22 protein-coding genes and 1 tRNA gene are annotated in these 20,799 nt (G+C 56.3%); 6 read left to right on the top strand and 17 right to left on the bottom strand.

Features of this window, described 5'->3' with window-relative positions:
• Window positions 1-203 precede the first annotated feature (203 nt).
• Window positions 204-2,141, top strand: coding sequence for a DNA topoisomerase (ATP-hydrolyzing) subunit B (gene gyrB, locus O77CONTIG1_RS14575; RefSeq protein ID WP_068511796.1), 1,938 nt, complete (start codon window positions 204-206; stop codon window positions 2,139-2,141).
• Window positions 2,142-2,382: 241 nt separating this feature from the next.
• Here gyrB and O77CONTIG1_RS14570 read toward each other — a convergent pair whose 3' ends face one another.
• On the bottom strand, window positions 2,383-3,132 hold the full coding sequence (locus O77CONTIG1_RS14570) for an IS1 family transposase (protein ID WP_068511793.1): 750 nt from the start codon (window positions 3,130-3,132) through the stop codon (window positions 2,383-2,385).
• A 164-nt stretch (window positions 3,133-3,296) separates the two neighbouring features.
• Between O77CONTIG1_RS14570 and O77CONTIG1_RS14565 the strand changes: the two genes are divergently transcribed.
• Entirely contained in the window at window positions 3,297-3,722 is a 426-nt protein-coding gene (locus O77CONTIG1_RS14565; RefSeq protein WP_084782675.1) for a helix-turn-helix domain-containing protein, read from the top strand.
• Window positions 3,719-4,054, top strand: a complete 336-nt coding sequence (locus O77CONTIG1_RS14560) for a hypothetical protein (protein ID WP_068511788.1) — start codon at window positions 3,719-3,721, stop codon at window positions 4,052-4,054. Before O77CONTIG1_RS14565 ends, O77CONTIG1_RS14560 begins: the two co-directional genes overlap by 4 nt.
• Here the strand turns inward: O77CONTIG1_RS14560 and O77CONTIG1_RS14555 are convergent.
• From O77CONTIG1_RS14555 to O77CONTIG1_RS14515, 9 genes are all read right to left on the bottom strand, one after another.
• Complete coding sequence (locus O77CONTIG1_RS14555; protein ID WP_068511785.1) at window positions 4,051-4,398, bottom strand: hypothetical protein; 348 nt, start codon at window positions 4,396-4,398, stop codon at window positions 4,051-4,053. The genes O77CONTIG1_RS14560 and O77CONTIG1_RS14555 overlap by 4 nt on opposite strands.
• Window positions 4,399-4,447: 49 nt before the next feature.
• The gene (locus O77CONTIG1_RS14550; RefSeq protein WP_068511784.1) at window positions 4,448-5,002 is read right to left on the bottom strand and encodes a Uma2 family endonuclease; all 555 of its coding nucleotides are present in this window, start codon (window positions 5,000-5,002) and stop codon (window positions 4,448-4,450) included.
• A 17-nt stretch (window positions 5,003-5,019) separates the two neighbouring features.
• Window positions 5,020-5,565 (bottom strand): Uma2 family endonuclease, encoded by a 546-nt coding sequence (locus O77CONTIG1_RS14545; protein ID WP_068511781.1) that lies wholly within the window; start codon window positions 5,563-5,565, stop codon window positions 5,020-5,022.
• Between the two features lie 26 nt (window positions 5,566-5,591).
• Window positions 5,592-6,176 carry a Uma2 family endonuclease gene (locus O77CONTIG1_RS14540; RefSeq protein ID WP_068511778.1) on the bottom strand — a complete coding sequence of 195 codons (585 nt, stop codon included), beginning with the start codon at window positions 6,174-6,176 and terminating at the stop codon, window positions 5,592-5,594.
• The gene (locus O77CONTIG1_RS14535) at window positions 6,173-6,799 is read right to left on the bottom strand and encodes a Uma2 family endonuclease (protein WP_068511774.1); all 627 of its coding nucleotides are present in this window, start codon (window positions 6,797-6,799) and stop codon (window positions 6,173-6,175) included. The genes O77CONTIG1_RS14540 and O77CONTIG1_RS14535 overlap by 4 nt, the downstream gene beginning before the upstream one ends.
• Before the next feature lie 11 nt (window positions 6,800-6,810).
• Window positions 6,811-7,167, bottom strand: a complete 357-nt coding sequence (locus tag O77CONTIG1_RS14530; RefSeq protein WP_068511771.1) for a hypothetical protein — start codon at window positions 7,165-7,167, stop codon at window positions 6,811-6,813.
• Between the two features lie 72 nt (window positions 7,168-7,239).
• Window positions 7,240-7,641: a hypothetical protein gene (locus O77CONTIG1_RS14525; RefSeq protein ID WP_068511768.1), complete on the bottom strand. Its 402-nt coding sequence runs from the start codon at window positions 7,639-7,641 to the stop codon at window positions 7,240-7,242.
• On the bottom strand, window positions 7,628-7,972 hold the full coding sequence (locus O77CONTIG1_RS14520; protein ID WP_068511764.1) for a hypothetical protein: 345 nt from the start codon (window positions 7,970-7,972) through the stop codon (window positions 7,628-7,630). The genes O77CONTIG1_RS14525 and O77CONTIG1_RS14520 overlap by 14 nt, the downstream gene beginning before the upstream one ends.
• A gap of 305 nt (window positions 7,973-8,277) precedes the next feature.
• Window positions 8,278-8,350: transfer RNA gene (locus O77CONTIG1_RS14515), tRNA-Val, on the bottom strand.
• Between the two features lie 118 nt (window positions 8,351-8,468).
• On the opposite strand from O77CONTIG1_RS14515, the gene O77CONTIG1_RS14510 reads away from it, so the two are divergent.
• Complete coding sequence (locus O77CONTIG1_RS14510; RefSeq protein ID WP_068511761.1) at window positions 8,469-9,056, top strand: metal-binding protein; 588 nt, start codon at window positions 8,469-8,471, stop codon at window positions 9,054-9,056.
• 18 nt (window positions 9,057-9,074) lie between these two features.
• Here the strand turns inward: O77CONTIG1_RS14510 and O77CONTIG1_RS14505 are convergent, their stop codons facing one another.
• From O77CONTIG1_RS14505 to O77CONTIG1_RS14475, 7 genes are all read right to left on the bottom strand, one after another.
• Window positions 9,075-10,244: an MSMEG_0565 family glycosyltransferase gene (locus O77CONTIG1_RS14505; protein ID WP_068511758.1), complete on the bottom strand. Its 1,170-nt coding sequence runs from the start codon at window positions 10,242-10,244 to the stop codon at window positions 9,075-9,077.
• The gene (locus tag O77CONTIG1_RS14500) at window positions 10,241-11,209 is read right to left on the bottom strand and encodes a sll0787 family AIR synthase-like protein (RefSeq protein ID WP_068511755.1); all 969 of its coding nucleotides are present in this window, start codon (window positions 11,207-11,209) and stop codon (window positions 10,241-10,243) included. The genes O77CONTIG1_RS14505 and O77CONTIG1_RS14500 overlap by 4 nt, the downstream gene beginning before the upstream one ends.
• A 4-nt stretch (window positions 11,210-11,213) precedes the next feature.
• A complete protein-coding gene (locus O77CONTIG1_RS14495; RefSeq protein ID WP_068511751.1) occupies window positions 11,214-11,741 on the bottom strand; it encodes an MSMEG_0567/Sll0786 family nitrogen starvation N-acetyltransferase in 528 nt (175 codons plus the stop codon).
• Between the two features lie 89 nt (window positions 11,742-11,830).
• Complete coding sequence (locus O77CONTIG1_RS14490) at window positions 11,831-12,916, bottom strand: MSMEG_0568 family radical SAM protein (protein WP_068511748.1); 1,086 nt, start codon at window positions 12,914-12,916, stop codon at window positions 11,831-11,833.
• Window positions 12,861-14,003 carry a Nit6803 family nitrilase gene (locus O77CONTIG1_RS14485; protein ID WP_286132331.1) on the bottom strand — a complete coding sequence of 381 codons (1,143 nt, stop codon included), beginning with the start codon at window positions 14,001-14,003 and terminating at the stop codon, window positions 12,861-12,863. The genes O77CONTIG1_RS14490 and O77CONTIG1_RS14485 overlap by 56 nt, the downstream gene beginning before the upstream one ends.
• Before the next feature lie 287 nt (window positions 14,004-14,290).
• Entirely contained in the window at window positions 14,291-14,773 is a 483-nt protein-coding gene (locus O77CONTIG1_RS14480; RefSeq protein ID WP_068511745.1) for an MSMEG_0572/Sll0783 family nitrogen starvation response protein, read from the bottom strand.
• 514 nt (window positions 14,774-15,287) lie between these two features.
• Complete coding sequence (locus O77CONTIG1_RS14475; RefSeq protein ID WP_084782673.1) at window positions 15,288-16,592, bottom strand: MSMEG_0569 family flavin-dependent oxidoreductase; 1,305 nt, start codon at window positions 16,590-16,592, stop codon at window positions 15,288-15,290.
• Between the two features lie 500 nt (window positions 16,593-17,092).
• Between O77CONTIG1_RS14475 and pruA the strand changes: the two genes are divergently transcribed.
• Both pruA and O77CONTIG1_RS14465 read left to right on the top strand, forming a co-directional pair.
• Window positions 17,093-20,089, top strand: coding sequence for an L-glutamate gamma-semialdehyde dehydrogenase (gene pruA / locus O77CONTIG1_RS14470; protein WP_084782671.1), 2,997 nt, complete (start codon window positions 17,093-17,095; stop codon window positions 20,087-20,089).
• A gap of 70 nt (window positions 20,090-20,159) precedes the next feature.
• A complete protein-coding gene (locus tag O77CONTIG1_RS14465; RefSeq protein ID WP_068511742.1) occupies window positions 20,160-20,795 on the top strand; it encodes a Uma2 family endonuclease in 636 nt (211 codons plus the stop codon).
• Window positions 20,796-20,799: the final 4 nt, after the last annotated feature.

Genomic DNA, 20,799 nt, shown 5'->3' with positions numbered 1-20,799 from the left:
GGCAATCCCTATTTTAGACCAGTGCGTCTTAGACCCGTTTACCAAAAGCAGCAAACCCACCTAATCACGCAGATCATCGGCAAACCGTCAGGCAGCCATCAGTAAACCATCAGGAAGCCCGCCCGATTCAGTCCATCACCTGCTCGATCTATAAAATTCTTTCTAGGTTTCTCTATTAAGCTAACGTTTGGAGCGCTTCATCCATGACGACCAACTACGATGCTGAACAAATTCAAGTCCTAGAGGGCTTGGAAGCCGTTCGCAAGCGTCCGGGGATGTATATCGGCAGCACGGGGCCGCGGGGGTTGCATCACCTGGTCTACGAGGTGGTGGATAACTCGGTAGACGAAGCGCTGGCTGGCTATTGCACACATATCCAGGTCACCCTCAACGCAGATGGATCGGTTACGGTGACTGACGACGGCCGGGGCATTCCTACAGGCATTCACCCGCGCACGGGTAAATCGGCACTGGAAACGGTGCTAACAATTCTGCACGCGGGCGGCAAGTTTGGACAGGGCGGCTACAAAGTATCTGGCGGCCTGCACGGTGTCGGCATTTCCGTGGTGAACGCGCTGTCGGAATGGGTGGAGGTCACCGTCTGGCGCGATAAGAAGGTTCACAAGATGCGCTTTGAGCGCGGTCTGACCAAAGGCGAAATGGACATTCAGCCTTACAAAGAAGACCGCACGGGCACGTCTGTCACGTTTATGCCCGATATTGCCATCTTCACTACGGGCATCGAGTTTGACTACAACACGCTGGCGGGCCGCTTGCGGGAGCTAGCGTATCTGAATGCGGGCGTAGAAATTACCTTTACCGACAATCGCCTGGAGTTGCTAAAAAGCGACGAGCCGCGAGTCGAAACCTACCACTATGCGGGCGGCATTCGGGAATACGTGGAATACATGAACCACGAAAAGCAGCCGCTCCACGAAGAGATTATCTACGTGCAGGGTGAGCGCAACAACGTGGAAGTGGAAGTGGCGCTGCAATGGTGCGTGGATGCCTATTCCGATAATCTGCTGGGCTTTGCCAACAATATCCGCACAGTAGACGGCGGGACACACCTGGAAGGGCTGAAGGCCGTGCTGACGCGGACGATGAATGCGATCGCCCGCAAGCGCAACAAGCTGAAAGAATCAGATTCCAACCTGGCGGGTGAAAACGTCCGCGAAGGCTTGACGGCGGTGATTTCCGTCAAAGTGCCCGACCCGGAGTTTGAAGGACAGACAAAAACCAAGCTGGGCAATACGGAAGTGCGCGGCATTGTGGATACGCTGGTGGGCGAGGCGCTGAGCGAATACCTCGACTTTCGCCCCAATGTAGCAGATGCAATTCTTGAAAAAGCCATCCAGGCCTTCAATGCAGCCGAGGCAGCGCGGCGGGCGCGAGAATTGGTGCGCCGCAAGTCGGTGCTGGAGTCTTCCACGCTGCCAGGTAAGTTAGCAGACTGTAGCTCTCGCGATCCGGGCGAGTCAGAAATTTTCATCGTGGAAGGCGATTCGGCGGGCGGATCGGCAAAGCAAGGGCGCGATCGCCGCTTTCAGGCCATTCTGCCGCTGCGGGGTAAGATCCTCAATATTGAAAAAACAGACGATGCCAAGATCTACAAAAACACGGAGATTCAGGCGCTGATCACGGCGCTGGGTCTGGGCATCAAGGGCGAAGAGTTTGACGCATCGCAACTGCGCTATCACCGCATCATCATCATGACGGACGCAGATGTGGACGGCGCGCACATCCGCACGCTGCTGCTCACGTTTTTCTATCGCTATCAGCGGTCGATGGTGGATCAAGGCTATGTCTATATCGCCTGTCCGCCGCTCTACAAGATCGAGCGCGGCCGCAACCACTACTACTGCTACAGCGATCGCGAACGGGATCAGCTCATCGCCAGTTTCCCCGAAAACGCCAAAGTGGAAACTCAGCGCTTCAAAGGTCTGGGCGAAATGATGCCGCAGCAGCTTTGGGACACCACCATGAACCCCGACAGCCGCACGCTCAAGCGCGTAGAAATTGAAGACGCAGCCGAAGCCGACCGCATCTTTACCGTGCTAATGGGCGATCGCGTGGCCCCCCGCCGCGAGTTCATCGAAACCTACGGCCCGAAGCTCAACCTTACCGACTTGGACATTTAGGTTTTTGGGACATTTAGGGTTTTGGCTTGCAGCTTATCTTTGGTGCTGTAGGGGCGACTCAGCACAGAGGTGGTCATAAGTTGGTGCCCTTACAAACGGTTCTCACTCAGTCTGTCCATGCTGTGAATGCTGTCATATCAAATCTCCAAAGATCTGCTACATATAAGAAGACGTTAGAGCTAGCCGCCATGAGTGGAGTCCTCAAAATCGATATTGCTGAAACAGCAGAAGGGTAGTGCCATTAGGTAAAGGATGGGGAAAAATCAGTTGTTTGCTCTCGTTGCAGTTTCTCTCGAATCTTTTGGTTGTAGTGATGGATGAAGTTCCAAATCGCCCCAATGTGATTTTCGAGCTTCTTTGAAAATGACAAACTCCGTCGCACTAACCGGGAGATGCGCTGGCGCAACGTATTATTTAATCGCTCAATATGACTCGTTAAACCCGAATCTTTATCCACTGCAAAATGCCGTTTACTGGGCAGTACACTCCTATAAGCGTAAATCCGTGCATACTGACGGTATTGACGAGGTAGAGACTGCCATAACGCTTGTGCCGATTGAGCAGAACGGTTTCCCACATGACACCCGATAATTTCACGGCTTGCTCTATCAATCGCCAGCCAGCCCCAGTGTTTGTTGCCCTTCTCATCCACAAATGAGCACAACTCATCCATCTGCACCACCAGTCGGCACGTTGGTTTGGCAACCACCTCCGCTTGCTGAGGTACCTCGGCATAGCTAGCATTCACGTACTGTTGCAACCAACTCTCGGACAATTGCAGCACCCGGGCAATGCCAGCAAGGGGAATGCGTTCGAGCAGCATGCAATCAATCAGCGCACAGGTGTCCTTGTCTTTCGGTTTCCATTGAGGATTCTCCACAAACTGACGACCACAATCGCGACATTTATAGTTTTGTTTGCCCCGACGAGTTGTGCCATTTTTCATGATGTCATCGGAATCACAGCTCGGGCAGAGGAGATACGGCTTCATGATGGATCAAGTTCGTGAGTGGGTACACAATCAGGGCTGCTCTATAATCTCTATAATATCGACTCCTAATTTTCTCCGTCCTTTATTAAAGGGTACTACCAGCAGAAGAACTCAAAGCCGTCTTGGAACAACAGCAACGGTCATCTCAGCGCTGTAAAGTATAGGTGTTGTGGTGGTTAAAAACAGGACAAGCGAAGCGTGTTGAGCAGTTAGCCCAACTGAGCGGTTGCCATCGCACGACCGTGTCTCGTTGGCTGAGGCAGTATCGACAGAGTGGACTCGCAGCGTTGGTGAAGGTGGCATCTCGCAGTGGACGACCGCGAGCGATTAGCGGTGAAGTCCTGGCAGCTTTGGAGCGGGAACTGCAAGATCCAGAAGGCTTTAGCAGTTATGGAGCGGTGCAGCAGTGGCTCGCAGCGGTGCAGGGTCAACTAGTCCCCTACAAGACGGTGCATAAGACGGTGCGCTATCGGCTCAAAGCGAAGCTCAAAGTGCCCCGTCCGGTGTTCCAGAAGCAGACTCCTGGGGCGTGCGAGTCCTTTCAGCAAACCTTGCAGCCCAGATCAGCCAGTCGATTCCGCCAGCCTTGAGACAACGCTATGCCGGGCGCATCCGCTATTGGTGCAGTGATGAGAGCCGCGTCGGACTGCTGACGGTTCAACATCGCAAGTTGACGGGCTTTGGGGTGCAGCCGATGGGTTCAATTCAATGGGAGTTTGTGTATCGGTGGCTGTACGGTCTAGTGGAACCGCTGAGCGGTGCCTCGTGGAGAGTCGAGTGCTCTCATCTCGACAGTTCCTGTTTTGAGGCGTTTTTGCACAGCTTTGCGGCTCAGTTCCCCGATGATTTACATCTGATTCAGGTGGATAATGCCGCTTGTGAGGACTTTGAGCCGCTGCGGATGGGGAAGGCTTTGATCTAGGCGCTGCGCTCTGTCAGCACCGTGACCAAGCGCACGAGAGCGGCGGTGGTGGCTGCCTGCTCTGCGCTGATCCTCGACTGGTTCTCTACGACAGTTGCCAGCCGCTCTAGCTGCAAATCGACCCGCGTCAGGGTTTCGGTCATCACGCCCATCTGGTGAGTGAGCATGGCGATCGCCTCAGCGATGCGGTCAAGCTTGGCATTTAGCGCGGCATCGCGCTCTGCTGCTGCCTGACTGTTGCTGACGATTAGCTCCGACAGATAGCCGATCTGCTGGGTCGAGGTTTCCAGCAGCCCGGCTACGCGGTCGAGGCGTTCATCAATATTCGGTCGGTTGTCACTCATGGTGATCCTCCTTTGGAGATGTTGGGCGATCGCCCCTGCTGAGAGTGTCCTAGCGCCTGAGCAGCCAATCCACCGACACCGTTACATCAGGGAACGCCAGCGGGCTAAGGTCGCCAGACTCTAGCGTGATGGTAGAGCGGTAGTCTCCCTCGAAAGGGTTGCGCTTCACCACTAGCGTCCTTTGTCGCAGGTTTACGACCCAATATTCTGCGATGCCCGAAGCTGCATAGGCGCGGCTCTTTTCTTCCAGGTCTTTCGTCAGGCTGCTGTCGGCAAACTCAATCAGCCAAAAAATGTCGGACGCTTGCGGGTGGCGATCGCGATAGCCGCCTTGCCGCCGTCGCACGATTGCCAGGTCTGGCTCTGGCTCTGAGTTTGTATCTAGCAGCGTGATGGGATGCCCCTCTCTCACTTGGGCGCGATCGCCCAGCAGTGCAATCAAGTAATCTCTGGTCTCGGTGCTGAGATCCGCATGGTCTGTCCCCTCTGAGGGCATCTCGATGATTTCTCCATTCAGTAGCTCGACTGGCAAGCCTTCTAGAATGCCCGCCTCAACCATCCGGTGATATTGGTCAATCGTGAATTTTGCTGTCTTGACCGTCATGGCGATTCTCTACCTCGCTAGAGCAACAGTTCGACCGGGATGAGCAGGTCAGGAAACGCTAGGGGTGAAATAGTCCCCTGTGTGAATTCCTGGCGATCGCGGTATTGCCCATCCACAGGGTTTCGCAACACAATCAGCACGCCTGTCCGCAGGTTGATGATCCAGTATTCAGGGATATTGGCGGCGGCGTAGATTTCTGCCTTGATGCCCAGGTCTTTTTCTAAGCTGGCGTTGCTGTATTCCACGACCCAGTAGAGGTCTTCTGGATAGGGATGGTGCTGGTCATAGCGCTCCTCTGGCATTTGCGCGATCGCCAGGTCGGGTTCTGGCTCTGAACCATCCCTCAGGGTAATGGGGGCTGCGGGGCGCACCTGAGCGCGATCGCCCAACAGCTTTTGCAAGTGCCCGCCCGCTTTGATGCGCTTGTTGGCATGGGGAATCCCTTCAGGCGACATCAGGACGATCTCTCCTCTCAATAGTTCAACCTGCTCATCTTCCAGTACGCCTGCATCAACCATCCGGTGGTACTGGTCAAGCGTCCATCTGGTCTTTGTAGTGGTCATGGTGCTACTCCGTAGTGGTCATGGTGCTACTCCGCTCCAAACAGTTGAGCCGGGGCGATCGCCAGCGTACCGAGGGCAGGCGAGACGATCGGGGTGTTGCCCCGATAGACCGCAAATACCCCATACTCATCACCCTCCAGCAGCAGCACCGTCACGGTCTTGTCTTCCGGGTCGATCAGCCAATATTCAGGAATGCCGCGATCCGCATATTGCGCCCGCTTGCGTTCAAAATCGCGATTGCGGTTGCCAGGGCTGATCACTTCGGCCACCAGACGCGGCGGCGGCATATCCAGCGTGATGGCTAGGCGGCGCTGCATCAGCTCTAAATGTTCGGGTCGCAATACCGCCAAATCGGGATAGCGGCTGGCTGGGTCGCCTGGCTCCAAAACCGACACCTGAATCTGAAGTGTGTGGATCGTGACGAGTGCCAAGGGCGCGATACCGCTAGTCGCCAGATTGAGCAGTAGCAAACGGGCGATGAAGTCGTTTTCTGGCGATTTTGGCGGCAACTCAATTGGCTCCCCATTGACCAACGTGTAGCGCCCTTCCAGCCCGTCGCTGTAGGCGAGATACTCTGCAAAGCTCGAAAATCTTGGTTTCGCTTGCGTCATGGCGATTCTCCTGATCCATTGGGATAGGCAGCCGCGAACACCTGATCCGCCGTTAGCTCTAGCGCTGGGAAGACCGCAGACACCAGGCGATCGCCCGCCCGAAAAGTTGCGACCTCATATTCCTCATCCACCATGCTGTAGATGCTGATGGTTGGGGCTTTGGGCAAGCCAATATAGCGCCCAGCGCCCAAGGCTTCATAATCCACGATCCAGTATTCCTGGATGCTTTTCGCCTCATACTCTCGCAGCTTGTCGGTATAGTCTTCACGCGCCGAACTGGGGCTAACGATCTCGACAACCAACCGGGCGGCATCTTCCAGCAGCGCCACCTCATTGAGATAGGGGGCGATCGCCCGCAACGACACCACCATCACGTCAGGCAACCGGGCGGAGTTTTCTTCCGTCCGTTGCCCGCCTTCGCGAATCGCGCGATCGCCATTTTGCAAGCGGGCGCATTCGGCGTTGAAAATCCCTACCAGAAAATCCGCAATGAAGATGTGGGCCCAGGTCAGTGGGGTCAATTTCGCTAGTCTCCCTCGCACCAATTCATAGCGCTCGTCAGACTGAGCGCAAAATTCTCGATATTCTGCAATCGTTAGGGTCTTGTTTTGGGTCTGCGTCATGGCGATTCTCCCTACTCCCCTCTGCCCTCTTGACGTACCAAACACGACGGGATGCCTTCCAGCCGTTCGCTGATGCCTTCGAGCTTATTAAGGCGTTCTGCGTGGCCCGTCATGAGGCGCTGCGACGCAAACATAAAGGCTTCAAATCGCTGCTCTGTCTTGCGTTGGGCTTCGAGTAGCTGATCTACCCGCAAGGTGAGTTGATCAATCAGCAAGGTGAGTTGGTCGATCTGGAACTGGCTGCGCTGCTGGGCCGCTTCCAATCGCCCCAACCCGGCATTAGCCGTCTCGGTATATCGCGCCGCTGATGCCAGCAGGGTCTTGATCTGCTCAGACTCGTCACGGGTGACGCTGGTTTGTTCTGTCATGATCGCCCCTCCCTACTTGCCTACAAGTGCGATCGCCCTGGCCTGCCGTTCATCGGTCTGGCGATCGCGGCGCTACTGTGACTGAACCAACATCCTGAAGTTGAACGGATACAGGTAGACCTGGCTAGGCCCCAGGCGATCGCCCTGAAGTTCAAACCCATCCAGGTGTTGACAGAACTCGCCAGCCAACAGGTCTTGCAACCATGCCCGCGAGGAAGGCGGTGCTGACCCTAGCAGCCACTTGCCCGTTAGCCAGAGCCGGATCAGTTGCCCCTGAGATGCCCAGCCCAGAAATGCCTGATAGAGGCACTGCTCAAATTCCGGTACACCCCAGGCGGTTTCGCCATTCTCTAGAAGCTCAAGGGTGGCGATCGCCAGGTCTGGATACTCTGAGTGTGTGTCCCCAAAGAACACATCCTCAGCAGAGAAGCGCCGCGCATAGGCGACTTGAGCTAAAAACTCAGCTTTGTTCATCTGGATCGACCTCCCCACCAAAGCCAAAGTCTACGGTTTTAATTGCCCACCGGGATGGGTTTCGCAGTTGGTCAGGTGCTTTTCTGCGTCCCAACGCCTCAGAGTTGAGGGCACCATACAGCGCTGTCGTGACGGTTTCGGTGTCTCGCAAGGTTCTGATCTGGCTAGGGTAATAGCCCGTGTGCTGCTGAATGATTGAGCAAGCCAGCGCGATCTGATCATTGCTGCAACCATACTCACGCAGGAACACAAAAAGGTTCCTCGCAGCCCGGTCATAGGCGGCGTTGAGGTCTTCGGCTTGCAGGGATGTGACGTACTGCTCAATCAACATTAGAGCTTGCTGATGGTAGCGGGGCGGTGAAGGGCTTCCCCGCTGGGGGTTAATTCGATTCTAGATGTTCGTGATGATGATGCTTTTTAGATCAAAACGGAGTGCAACAAGCGACTTGTCCTGTTACACCCTTGTTACGGGTCTTGTTACACCCCAGAACCCTTAAATATCAAGGCTTTTGGGTAAATCTGTAACAACGTAACAACGTAACAAGGAAAATTTCTAACTCAAAGCTTAAAACTTCCCCAACCCTCAGTAGTGGGTAATATTTTGGGAAATTTTTTACTCCATATTCCTAAAACCTATGGGCGGTACTGGACTCGAACCAGTGACATCCTGCTTGTAAGGCAGGCGCTCTACCAACTGAGCTAACCGCCCGACGAAAGCGCTGCAATGCAGCATTGCTTCATCAACCATGAAAGTCAATTATAGCAGAATTCGCAACACCTGCTAGGATTCATAACAGTATTTCTGTTCTGAAACTCTGGCAAACACCATGCCGTCGGGCCGCACCCACGATCGCATTACCCTCTGGACGCTGCCTGTAGTGGGCGGGCTGGCGCTGGGACTGACGCGCAGCAGCAGCCTGACACTGATTTTGTGTGCGGGTTTTTTGGTGGGCGGGCTGCTGTTTGGGCCCGATTTAGACATCCATTCGGTGCAGTTCAAGCGGTGGGGCTGGTTTCGGTGGATTTGGATTCCCTATCGGGGCAGTCTGAAGCATCGATCGCCCCTCTCGCACGCGCCCATCACGGGAACTGTTTTGCGGATTTTGTACCTGCTGGCATGGGTGGGATTTGCCAGTTTTTTCGGACTGGCACTGCTGAATCAAATCTGGCAGCTTGGCTGGACGTGGGGCGACATTGGTGGCGTGATGGGGCGATCGCTCCAAAAACATGCCTGGGCCTGGCTGGCGTTTTGCGGCGGGCTGGAGTTGGGGGCCTTGAGCCACTCCGCTGCCGACTATTTCGTTTCTAGCAGCAAGCGGTTCAAGACGCAAGGCTGGCGGGCGTTTTTGCCCAAGACACCAAAATCTAGGAAATCGAAACAACGCACGACTCGTTCCCGAAAACGGCGATCCTGAGCTTATGGCTTTGTCAGCTTATGGCTTTGCCCGGAGCAGCTTGCGGTAAGCTGCCACATGCAGGTGAGCAGAGCGCTCCCAGGTATAGTGCTGGAGAATGGGCTGACTGGCCCGGACGAGGCGCTGGGCAACGGCGGGTTGGCTGAGTTCTAGCATCCCCTGGGCGATCGCCCCCGCATCCTCTGGGTCAACCAGGAGCGCCTGCTCAGCGGTGAGAAATTCGGTAAAGGGCGGACGGTTTGCCGTGAGGACGGGCAGCCCAGCGGCGATCGCCTCCAGCACGACGAGTCCCCAGCCTTCTTTGGTGGAAGGAAACACAAACGCATCGGCGCTGCGATAGAGGGCGGGTAGGTCTGCATCTGAAACCACACCGGGCAAGACGAGCGATCGCCCAATTTCGATTTCCAACGCCTGCACCCGCGCAAAGAACTCATCTCGATAGGACTGATAGTCAAACAGCGTTGCGCCGCCCGCAATCACAAGTTGCGCTTGGGGCTGATCAGATAAAACCTGCGCGAAGGCATGGAGTAAGGTAATCGAATTCTTGCGGGGTTCGATGCCGCCGACAGTTAGGTAAATCGGGGAACCGTGTAGCCCAAAGGTCTGTTTAATCTCGGTTTTACGAACAGTGGAAATGGGAGAAAAGCGATCGCCCTTCACGCCATTCATCACGCGATCGGGAATAATCTGGTACTGCTGCCGAACTTCATTCTGCCAGTATTGACTCACACACAGACACAGATCCGGCTGATAGATGGATCGATCCTGGCATTCCCGCAGGTATAGACTATTGTATGCCTCGACATGGTGAATGGTTCGTACAACGGACGAGATTTTGCCTTGATCTCGCAGCAAAATCAGCGCATTTGCTGTCATGCAATCTTGTGCATGATAAATCTCGCAATGATGATCCTGAAGATGCTCATCATTCAAGAAATTCACAACTTCTTGAATGCGCTGACGAATCAGATTATCCACATCTCCCTGCACAGGTAGAGATGGAATTCGATAATGCAAACAGGATAGATCTCGATCAAATCCCTGGTCATCCTTATCCAGCGCATACACACAAACAAAGTGCCCCTGCTGATGCAACGCCTCCGCCAGCTCTAGCGTGTGGATGACGCTGCCTCTGGGCTTGGTGGAATAGGTGAAGAGGGCAATGCGTAGCGGACGATCTAGACTCATGGCGCAGGCGAAAATCCAGTGAGAGGCTGCTGGGCAAAATCCCAGAATGCGACGGATTCTCCTTGAGAATGCAGAACGAGTTGAGTTGTGGGCTGGATTTCGCCAATGATTTGACAGGTGAGATGGCGATCGCCAAACTGCTGCTGCACTGCTCCGACCTGCTCTGGACGGACGCTGAGTAAGAAACCGTAGCTGGGAAAGCAGGTCAGCCACCAGTCCAGCGCAATGTCACAGGGCGGCACAATCGCATCCAGGTCGATTGCCGCGCCACAGCCGGAGGTTTCCAGCAGCATGAGGATTGTGCCAATGATGCCGCCGTTGCTAATGTCTTTGGCGGTGTCGCAGAGGCCCGCTTCGGCAAGCTGGGGCAGCAGCTCTAGGTCGGCGCGGAGGCGGGCAGGGTCGGCATCGGTGCTGGCGTTCCAGAAGGGATAGCGGGGATGGGCCCTGCCGCGCTGATCTACGACCATCAGCAGGCGATCGCCCGGTGTTGCCGAAAAGCTGGTCAGCAGCCGCTTAGCCCGTCCTAAAATCGCCACACTCAGCGCGTCATAAACGCTGTGGCAGTTGGTGTGTCCGCCGACAATGGGAACTTGATACACGGCAGCGGCGGCTTTCATGCCGTCGATCAGGGGTTGACTGCGTTCGGCAGACTGGCTCCAGAGCGTGTCCACCACGGCGATTGGGCGACCGCCCATCGAGTACACATCGCTGACGTTCACCATAACCGCAGACCAGCCCGCAAACCACGGGTCGTTCTCCACAAAAAATGGCATCATGCCCTCCGCCGCTAGCAGCAGATAGCCGTCGCCATCGGGAATCGCGGCACAGTCGTCGCCCAGGAGAATATCGGACGCATCCAGACGAAACGAATGGGCGATCGCCTGGATGTCTTGCTTGTGCAAAATACCCAGCGATGCTCGAAGTTTTTTGATCAGCGTTTGAAACTGTCCTGCCTCGCTCACGCGCCTAGCTCGCCCGCTCGTACTGCACCGTGCTGTAGAGATTGTAGGGCATTGCAGGCCGCACCTCGGTTCCCGCTGGGTAATGGTGCAAATCAGCCTCCATGAGATGGTGGGGGCGATCGCACAGGGTCAGTTCCTCCAGGGTTTGCCAGTGCAGCCGCTGAAAGAAACGCACGTTTTGCAGTTGCACCGTCGCTAAAAACCGATGGCAGCCCCAGGTGTTGGCGGTGGTGACTGCTTTGTAAATCAGCCCTTTGCCAATCTGCCAGCCGCGCCGATAGTCGGGGTGCGTGCCCAGCCGTCCGCCATACCACAGCCCCGGTTCGGGTTCGTAGATGCGGACAATACCGACGACTCGATCCGTTGCATTTTCAATTGCAATGATGGGATAGGCGATGTCGTCAATGCTGTCCACATCGCTATCTTGAAACAAGCCCTGCTCTGTGCAAAAGATCATGCGGCGCAGGTTGAAATATTCGTTCACTTCATAGGGCGATCGCGCCAGTTCAAAATGGTATCGATTACTGTCCATACTGCGTTCCTGATAGCTTTGATTTTGGATTTTAGATTTTGGATTTTGGGTGTTCGTTTGATGTGTGAATTCTGTTTACTCGAAGGTGATTACTCGAAGGTAGACAGCGCTGAGCAAGCGCCACACTTTCCACATCCGGCTTTCATGTCGCGGGAAGACAGTCCGGCTTGCCGCAGCAATGCCCCGACCTGCTGATAGACCGCCATCATGAATTCGCTGCTGGGTGCAGGATGTTGAGCCAGCGGCGTTCCCGTGATCGGCACAAACGGCACAACAAACGGGTATACGCCAAGCTGGATGAGGCGATCGCACCCCTGCACCAACGCTTCTACTGTGTCGCCCAGTCCCGCCAGCAGGTAGGTGCTAACCTGCCCGCGCCCGAATACTTTCACCGCCGCTTCAAATGCCCGGAAGTAATAGTCCACGGGCACGTCTGCTTTTCCAGGCATGATGCGGGCGCGAACCTCCGGCGTAATTGCCTCTAGGTGCATTCCCAGGCTGTCTACGCCCGCCGCGTGCAGCTTGGCAAACCAGGCAAAGTCGTCTGGCGGTTCGCACTGGGCTTGAATCGGCAAATCCACCCGCTGCTTTACCGCCCGCGCACACTCCGCCAGGTATGCCGCCCCGCGATCGCCCGTGTTGGGCGTACCAGTGGTCATCACCATATGCTTCACGCCATCCAGTCGCACCGCTGCTTCCGCCACTTCCGCTAGCTGGGCGGGCGTTTTGCGGGCGATGGTGCGACCAGCTTCTAGCGATTTCTCGATCGCACAAAACTGGCAAACGGTGGATTCATCTCGATAGCGGCGGCAGGTTTGCAAGACGGTCGTTGCCAGCACGTCGTGGCTATGCAGCAGGGCGATTTTCCAATAGGGAACGCCGTCGGCGGTGGATAGCCCATAAAACTTGGGCTGCTGGGGAAAGTGCAGCGGGGCGATCGCCTCGTCATCCACGCGCAGCAGGGGCAGGTCGGCGGGGTCGTCCAGGGACACCGAGAAGGGCGATCGCGCTGCTGCATCGGTGAACACAGGCACCATGATGGTTGTGCCGTCCACCGTCACCGCTTTGTGATCCGACGGGCCCGCGCCGCCCCTGCGCCCCGATGCCCCCACGCGGTCTTCAACCAGCTTCAGACCCTGAGACTGAAGCGCCGTAATCAACTGCTGTTTGTTCATGAATCCTATGGTTCGTCGTGAAAGAGCCAGCCTCAGCAGACAGCGGTTCGGGCAGCGCAAGCGCTGCGCTGCCATTGCCTTGCATCACCGACCAAGCGCTGGCGTTGAGATGGAGTTGCAGCAGGTCGGGACGAGCATAATGCCCCACCGAGTCCATCATGCGCTTGCGCTTGGTGATGAGGGAGAAATCTAAATCGGCGATCGCCATTCCTTCGCCTTCGGTAATTGGCGGGCACAGCGGTACGCCTTCGGGGCTGATAATTGCTGTATAGCAGCCGCCCGTCAGCACCTTTTGCAGCTTTTCGTCGGGCGTAATCTGGGCGATTTGCTCCGGCGACAGCCAGCCCGTTGCGTTCACCACAAAGCAGCCCGCCTCCAGCGCATGGTGGCGAATGGTCACCTCCATCTGGTCGGCAAAGATCTGCCCCACCATCGAGCCGGGAAACTGGGCACAGTGGATCTGCTCGTGCTGCGCCATCAGGGCATACCGCGCCAGGGGATTGTAATGCTCCCAGCAGGCCAGCGCCCCTAGGCGACCCACCGCTGTTTCCAGCACCGTCAGCCCTGCGCCGTCGCCCTGTCCCCACACCATCCGCTCGTGATAGGTCGGCGTAATTTTGCGGCGCTTCAGCAGCAAGGTTCCGTCTGCATCAAACACCAACTGCGTGTTGTAGAGCGAACCGCGATCGCGCTCGTTTACCCCCAGCACCACCACAATGCCGTAGGAGCGAGCCGCTCGGCTGACGGCATCCGTCACCGGGCCCGGCACTTCCACCGCTTCCTCATACAGCCGCATATGTTCCTTGCCCATCAGCACGGGCGGCTGCACAAAGGAAAAGTAAGGATAGTACGGGACAAAGGTTTCGGGAAAGACAACGAGCTGTGCGCCCGCGTCAGAAGCCTGGGCGATCGCCTGTAACACCTTCTCCGTCGTGCCGTCCCGACTAAACAAAACCGGACTGATTTGTACTGCTGCTGCTCGAACAATGCGGGAATCATCCATTGCCTTTAACCCCACGGTTTTAACTGCTGCTCTCACTGCCGCAACAAACTGGATCAGCGTCCGAAACTCAGCCGCCCAAAACAAGACGCATAGGAGCGATGCTCTGCGCCGATGTTCTAAAAGAATGCGAGATAGAAAAGCTTGGAATCGCCGGAGAACAGGAAACTGCTTTGAGAACGTGAATGCGCTTAAAGCGTCCGACCCGATCCCCCCTGGCCCCCCTTAGTAAGGGGGGAACCGGAACGCCCTTGGAGAAACTGGGTGGCTACGGCTCGAAAGTCCCCCTTGTTTCTAGCGCAGCGGCGCGTTAGCGCGGGGATTTAGGGGGATCTTCCGATCGCCCCTAACCCCCAACCCCCAATCCCTAATCCCTAAACCGTCCAGGTATCGAGGATGAATGCGCCGTCCTTGCGGTGCAGCAGGATCAGATCCAGCACGTCGAGCGGGCTAATGGGGCGAATGCCAGGAATTAGCGACGGTTCACCGTGTCCGTAGAGTGCCTGGAGCGCAAATCGGCAGGCATAGACCTTGCCGCCTTCCGCCATGAACTTGCTGAGCTGGTTGTTGAAATTTTGATGGCCCGGAAACGCTTCGTCGCCAATCTTTGGAAAACCGCGCTGTACGCCCAGCGTTACGCCCGGCCCATAGAGCAGCACTGAGGTTTCAAACCCCTTCCGCAGGAGCCGCAGCGCTTGCAGCAGGTTCACCAGACCGATCGAGCCTTCAAAGGCGACTGTGTGGAACGTGACCAGTGCTTTTTCCCCTGGATCAGCTTTGACATCGGGAAACACTTTTTCTTCAAAATCAACAAAATAGTCGCCTGGCTGATGGGCAGGGGTAGTAACTTCGGGCATACGATCCTCCTTGAAAACAGTGAAAAGCTGGCTATGGCTGTATGACGCAATCCGAGATAGGTATGAGAGGGAATCTTTAGATGCTCATGAAAGGCTAGGACGCAGTTGAGCGGGCTGTCGAACCTCAGAAAAATCGTGAAGCATCTATACTCGCCTGATGCAGGAACCCATTGGCGATCGCCCGCTGTTAAGCTATTTACTCGAAACTTTGCTGGTGCAGTGTCATGGTTTAGCTTTAGGGTGATACCTTGGCTCGTAGTAAGCGCTTCAGCGCTAAAGCGCTTACTACCAACCTAAGCTCTAGTCGTAACGTAGCACTAGTAACCGGGCGCTTGACTTGCCACGTTACGGGGTTTTGGCCAGATCAGTTTGTATCTCTTCATACCAAGCATCCAGGACTATCCATACAGGTAGTACGAAAAATTTTGTTGTCAGGCTTTATTCGCTTTTGCGACAGCACCTATCGATTTAGACAGGTGATCAGGGACGGGGAAATTCTGCCTGACCCCTAAACTCAGGAGCCGAACGCCGCCACGTTCATGTAGCTTGGTGGGCTGGCCTGCGTCATCTTGTAGCGAGAGAGAATCTGTTCTGCCAAATACTGAGCATCGCGGGCTATGCCAGAAAAACGACCCGACCCCCAAGTATAGAGCCACGGCAGCCCCAGGAAATACAGCCCCCGTGCCCCCAGGACGATGCCCCGTTCGTGCCCCGGATAGCCCTTGCCGTCAAAAATGGGAATCTCGATCCAGCTAAAGTCGGAGAGGTAGCCCGTACACCAGATGACAGACGTGATATTCGCGGCTTCCAGGTCGATGGTCAGCGGTTCGTCGTTTGGTTCCCAGACAGGGCGGAAGGGAGGCTCAACGGGTGCGTCGATGCCGTTTTTCTCGATGTAGCCGTCGATGGTTTTCTTGATGCTTTCGGCGACTTCATCGGCGTGGTCGAGATTTTGCTTCAGGTCGTCCCAAAAAGAAAGCTGGCAATTTTCCTGAGGAAACGCGCCGCGATTGTCCACGTCCTTCAAGCGCCCGTGTAGTTGCATTCCCTCGAGCGCAAACTGGCGCAGGTCGATCTCGCGGCCGCCGTCGCGCCCGGTGACGTAGTGGTTGGCCTTGTGGCGCACGGCTTCTTTTTGCGGATGCTGATCGACGGGCAGGTCGTAGTAGCCCATCTCGTGCAGCCAGTCCACCACGTCTTTGCCACGATAGCGACGGGGCGATCGCGGCGCACCGCCCACGCACAGGTGAACTTTTCGCCCGGCCAGGTGCAGGTCTTCGGCTATCTGGCAGCCAGACTGGCCCGTGCCCACCACCAGCACCGCGCCGTCGGGCAGTCGCTCTGGGTTGCGATATTGCGACGAGTGGAGTTGTTGGAGGGAGGCAGGAAGGCGCTGGGCGATCGCCGGAATTTTGGGCTTGTGGTAGCCGCCTGTGGCCACCACGACCTGATCGGCGGTGAAGTCGCCGCTGGTGGTACTAATCGAGAAGCGATCGCCCTCTTTTCGCAGATGGCGTACCTCCACGCCTTCCAGCACTGGCGGGTCGAAGGCGGCGGCGTAGGCTTCGATGTATTGCACAATCTCGTCTTTGACCATAAAGCCGTGTGGGTCGTCGCCCGCGTAGGGAAACCCCGGTAGCTGGCACTGCCAGTTGGGCGTGACTAGGCAGAACGAATCCCAGCGATATTCCCGCCAGGCGTGCCCGATTTTGTGCTTTTCAAACACCAGATGGGCGATGCTCCGCTGCTTCAGGCAGTAGCTCATGGACAATCCAGCCTGACCGCCCCCCACCACAATGACGGGATAGTGCTGTTCCAAAACGTACCTCCGGTTTGCCGAACCCTGTGATGTCAAGAACCTGCTGATCGTCAGGTTAGGAGGTTGCAAATAGGAAAAATTGTGTGCTGGGCTACGATGCACCCTGGTCTAACCATAAAGGCAGGCGGGGTAGAGGAAAGGGCGATCGCCCCTAAGGTTTTTCCAGCGTGTTTGAGCATGACCTAACAAAATCGTCAGGCATTCTGAACTTGATTCGCGTTCGCCCTGCCCCAAAGTCGTTACCTTAATTTAAGGCCCTCCCCCGCTTTGATCCCCAGATCAGACAATGGAAAGATAGCCGTTTCTAAAGCCCCCGACAAACCCTTAAGTTCTTGATGTGTAGCTTTACCTAACCGCCCTCCCCCTAAATCCCTCTCCCAGAGCGGGAAAGGGACTTCCGATCCGTCCGGCTCCCCGCTTGGGAGAAGGGGCTGGGGGATGAGGGGTTTCTTAAAGCGACACGCCGCCTTCACACCAAACTTATTTAGGAGTGTTTACCTGTGGTAAGCAATATTGCCCAAACCCAATACGAAACCAAGACCCAGGCGATCGCCCGCCAATTGCTCAGCGCCACGCGGGAAAACCGCTCCTTTTTTGCCCAGATGCGCGACCAGATGAACATGAGCGAAAAACTGCTGGGCTGGACGATGGGCAACCCAGGGCTGCGGGTGCAGTTGTTTCACTTCATCGACGCGCTGCCCGCCCTGCAAAGCAAACCCGAAATTGCCCGCCATCTCCAGGAGTATCTCAGCAAGGAAAATGTGGAACTGCCCGCCGCGCTGAAGGGAATGCTGAACTTTGCCAGCCCGGACTCGATGCCCGGCCAGGTGGCCGCGACGACCGTTTCCACCGCTGTCGAAACCCTCGCCCACAAGTACATTTCTGGCGAAACCATTAAACAGGTGATCAAAACCCTGGAGCAGCTTCGCAAAGAAAAAATGTGCTTTACCGTGGATCTGCTGGGCGAGGCGGTGATTACCGAAGCGGAGGCGCAGTCCTACCTCGATCGCTATCTGGAGCTGATGGAGGAGTTGACCGCCGCCGCCAAGTCTTGGCCCACGATTCCGCAAATCGATGAGGCCGATGGCGAAGCGCTGCCCAAGGTGCAGGTGTCGGTGAAGCTGACGGCGTTTTATTCGCAGTTTGACCCGCTGGACGCGAAGGGCAGCCAGGAGCAGGTGAGCGATCGCGCTCGTACCCTGCTGCGCCGCGCCAAGGAACTCGGTGCCGCCGTCCACTTTGACATGGAGCAATACGCCTACAAAGACCTGACGATTTCCATCCTCAAGCAAATCTTGATGGAAGAGGAGTTTCGCAGCCGCAGCGACATTGGCGTAACGCTCCAGGCATACCTGAAGGACACGGAAGCCGACCTGAAAGGGCTGATCGCGTGGGTAAAAGAACGTGGCACGCCGATCACGATTCGCCTGGTGAAAGGAGCCTACTGGGATCAGGAAACCATCAAAGCCGTCCAGCACCATTGGGACGTACCCGTGTTTCAGCATAAGGAATCGACCGATGCCAACTTTGAGAAACTAACGCGCCTGCTGCTGGAGAATCACGAATATCTCTACGCCGCGATTGGTAGCCACAACGTGCGATCGCAGGCCCACGCAATGGCGATCGCCCAGGAACTCAACATCCCCCGCCGCCGCATCGAGTTTCAAGTCCTCTACGGCATGGGCGACAAGCTGGCCAAGGCAATGGTGAATCAGGGCTACCGCGTCCGCGTCTATTGCCCCTACGGCGACCTGATTCCCGGCATGGCGTACCTGATCCGCCGCCTGCTGGAAAATACGGCGAACACCTCCTTCCTGCGCCAAAACCTGGAGGAGCGTCCGGTGGAGGAACTGCTGGCCGTGCCGCAGATGAAGGATGAGTGGGATCAGAAAGCGCCTCAATCCGCCAGCCCGCCATCTCCCCATGCCTTTACCAATGCCCCCGACACGGATTTTTCGATTGCCGAAAAGCGCGATCGCGCCTTGGCCGCCATCCAAACCGTGCGTCAGCAGTTGGGGCAAACCTATCTGCCGCTGGTGAACGGGCAGCGATTGAATACGCTGGAAGTAATCGAATCGCTGAACCCGTCGAACCCGTCGGAGGTGGTGGGCAAGGTGGGGCTGCTGAGCATTGAGCAGGCAGATGGGGCGATCGCCGCTGCCAAAGCTGCCTTCCCTGCCTGGAAAAACACGCCTGCGACGGAACGCGCCGCTATTCTCCGCCGCGCTGCGGATCTGATGGAACAGCGCCGCGCCGAACTCTGCGCCTGGATGGTGCTGGAAACGGGCAAGGTGCTGGGCCAGGCAGACCCGGAAGTGTCGGAGGCGATCGACTTTTGCCGCTACTATGCCGACGAGATGGAGCGGCTGGACGCAGGCGTAAACTTCGACGTGGTGGGCGAAACCAACCGCTATCATTATCAGCCGCGCGGCATTTCGCTGATCATTTCGCCCTGGAACTTTCCGCTGGCCATTCCCACCGGCATGACGGTTGCGTCCCTGGTCGCGGGCAACTGCACGCTGCTGAAACCTGCGGAAACCTCATCCGTAATTGCGGCCAAGCTGACGGAAATTTTGATTGATGCAGGCATTCCCGCTGGCGTGTTCCAATACGTGCCCAGCAAAGGTTCCACCGTGGGCGCACACATGGTCAAGCATCCGGATATTCACATGATCACGTTTACAGGTTCGCAGGAAGTTGGCTGTCGCATTTATGCCGATGCTGCGATCCTGCAACCGGGTCAGCGCCATCTCAAGCGCGTGGTGGCGGAGATGGGCGGCAAGAACGCCATTATCGTCGATGAAAGCGCCGATCTGGATCAAGCCGTGCAGGGCGTGGTCTATTCTGCGTTCGGCTACAGTGGTCAGAAGTGTTCCGCCTGCTCTCGCGTGATCGTGCTGGAACCCATCTATGATGCGTTCGTGAATCGGCTGATCGAAGCGACTAAATCCTTGCACGTTGGCATTGCGGAATCACCCGATACTAAGGTCGGCCCCGTGATCGACGCGCAAGCGCAAAACCGCATCAAAGCCTATATCGAAAAGGGCAAAGAGGAAGCCACGCTGGCGCTGGAAATGCCTGCGCCCGACAATGGCTATTTCGTTGGCCCGACGATCTTTACCAACGTCTCGCCCAACGCCAAGATTGCCCAGGAGGAAATCTTTGGCCCGGTGCTGGCGGTGATTAAAGCGACGACATTTGACGAAGCGATGGACATTGCCAACGGCACGCTTTATGCGCTGACGGGCGGTATCTATTCGCGCACACCGTCCCACCTCGATCGCGCCAAGGCGGAGTTTGAAGTGGGCAACCTGTATATCAATCGCCACATCACCGGGGCGATCGTGGCGCGTCAGCCCTTCGGCGGCTTCAAGCTTTCTGGCGTTGGCTCCAAGGCGGGCGGCCCAGACTACCTGCTGCAATTCCTGGAGCCTCGCCACATCAGCGAAAACATCCAGCGGCAGGGCTTCGCTCCGATCGAAGGTGCAGAGCAGTAGATGACTAGCGGGGTGAGCAGCCGCTCACCCCGCAAACCAGTCAAACAATTCTCACGAGCTGACCTACACTATGCAAACAAAACTGCCAACTAACACCTGGGTTTCCGCAAGCTGGGATGAATACCTATGTCTCATTCAAGATCCAGCTTTAGGAAAAGCAAAAGGATACTACTGCGATGGCAGAATGAGACTTGAAATGACACCAATTGGAAATGACCATGCTTGCGATCACACTGTTGTTATCGTCGCTGTAGGGCTGTTTTCAGCGCTTCGAAACATCACCCTCACTGGCAGAGACAACTGCACCTACCGCAAAACGGGGCATAGCGAAGCGCAGCCCGACGTGTCCTATTACATCGGCGATGCAGCCAGCGCAATTCCCTGGGGAACCACGATTATTGACCTCGATCAATATCCCGCGCCAACCCTGGTGATTGAAATTGCCAACACCTCTTTAGCCGATGACAAAGGCGAGAAACGACTGCTCTACGAAGCGTTGGGCGTTGGCGAATACTGGGTAGTCGATGTTGCCAACGTGCAAATTCTGGCATTTGCGATCGCCGACGGCGGCAGCAAGCGCATCACCGAATCTCAAGTGCTTCCTGGTCTAAATTTATCCCTACTGGAAGATACCCTCCGCCGTACCCGCGAAACTCCCCAAAGCGAAGTCATCCGCTGGCTACTCACCCAGTTTCAGGACATGTAATGTT

The organism is Leptolyngbya sp. O-77, assembly GCF_001548395.1.
Lineage (GTDB): Bacteria > Cyanobacteriota > Cyanobacteriia > Elainellales > Elainellaceae > Thermoleptolyngbya.
Note: the sequence above shows the minus strand (reverse complement) of the source record. Positions and strands in the feature narration are given on the sequence as shown.

Coding starts and splice junctions, on each gene's coding strand:
- O77CONTIG1_RS14570 (WP_068511793.1), bottom strand. CDS start 3,132: ATGAAGCCGTATCTCCTCTGCCCGAGCTGTGATTCCGATGACATCATG.
- O77CONTIG1_RS14545 (WP_068511781.1), bottom strand. CDS start 5,565: ATGACCACTACAAAGACCAGATGGACGCTTGACCAGTACCACCGGATG.
- O77CONTIG1_RS14510 (WP_068511761.1), top strand. CDS start 8,469: ATGCCGTCGGGCCGCACCCACGATCGCATTACCCTCTGGACGCTGCCT.
- O77CONTIG1_RS14495 (WP_068511751.1), bottom strand. CDS start 11,741: ATGGACAGTAATCGATACCATTTTGAACTGGCGCGATCGCCCTATGAA.
- gyrB (WP_068511796.1), top strand. CDS start 204: ATGACGACCAACTACGATGCTGAACAAATTCAAGTCCTAGAGGGCTTG.
- O77CONTIG1_RS14480 (WP_068511745.1), bottom strand. CDS start 14,773: ATGCCCGAAGTTACTACCCCTGCCCATCAGCCAGGCGACTATTTTGTT.
- O77CONTIG1_RS14490 (WP_068511748.1), bottom strand. CDS start 12,916: ATGAACAAACAGCAGTTGATTACGGCGCTTCAGTCTCAGGGTCTGAAG.
- O77CONTIG1_RS14530 (WP_068511771.1), bottom strand. CDS start 7,167: ATGACAGAACAAACCAGCGTCACCCGTGACGAGTCTGAGCAGATCAAG.
- O77CONTIG1_RS14550 (WP_068511784.1), bottom strand. CDS start 5,002: ATGACGGTCAAGACAGCAAAATTCACGATTGACCAATATCACCGGATG.
- O77CONTIG1_RS14465 (WP_068511742.1), top strand. CDS start 20,160: ATGCAAACAAAACTGCCAACTAACACCTGGGTTTCCGCAAGCTGGGAT.
- O77CONTIG1_RS14535 (WP_068511774.1), bottom strand. CDS start 6,799: ATGACGCAGACCCAAAACAAGACCCTAACGATTGCAGAATATCGAGAA.
- O77CONTIG1_RS14540 (WP_068511778.1), bottom strand. CDS start 6,176: ATGACGCAAGCGAAACCAAGATTTTCGAGCTTTGCAGAGTATCTCGCC.
- O77CONTIG1_RS14505 (WP_068511758.1), bottom strand. CDS start 10,244: ATGAGTCTAGATCGTCCGCTACGCATTGCCCTCTTCACCTATTCCACC.
- O77CONTIG1_RS14555 (WP_068511785.1), bottom strand. CDS start 4,398: ATGAGTGACAACCGACCGAATATTGATGAACGCCTCGACCGCGTAGCC.
- O77CONTIG1_RS14520 (WP_068511764.1), bottom strand. CDS start 7,972: ATGTTGATTGAGCAGTACGTCACATCCCTGCAAGCCGAAGACCTCAAC.
- O77CONTIG1_RS14525 (WP_068511768.1), bottom strand. CDS start 7,641: ATGAACAAAGCTGAGTTTTTAGCTCAAGTCGCCTATGCGCGGCGCTTC.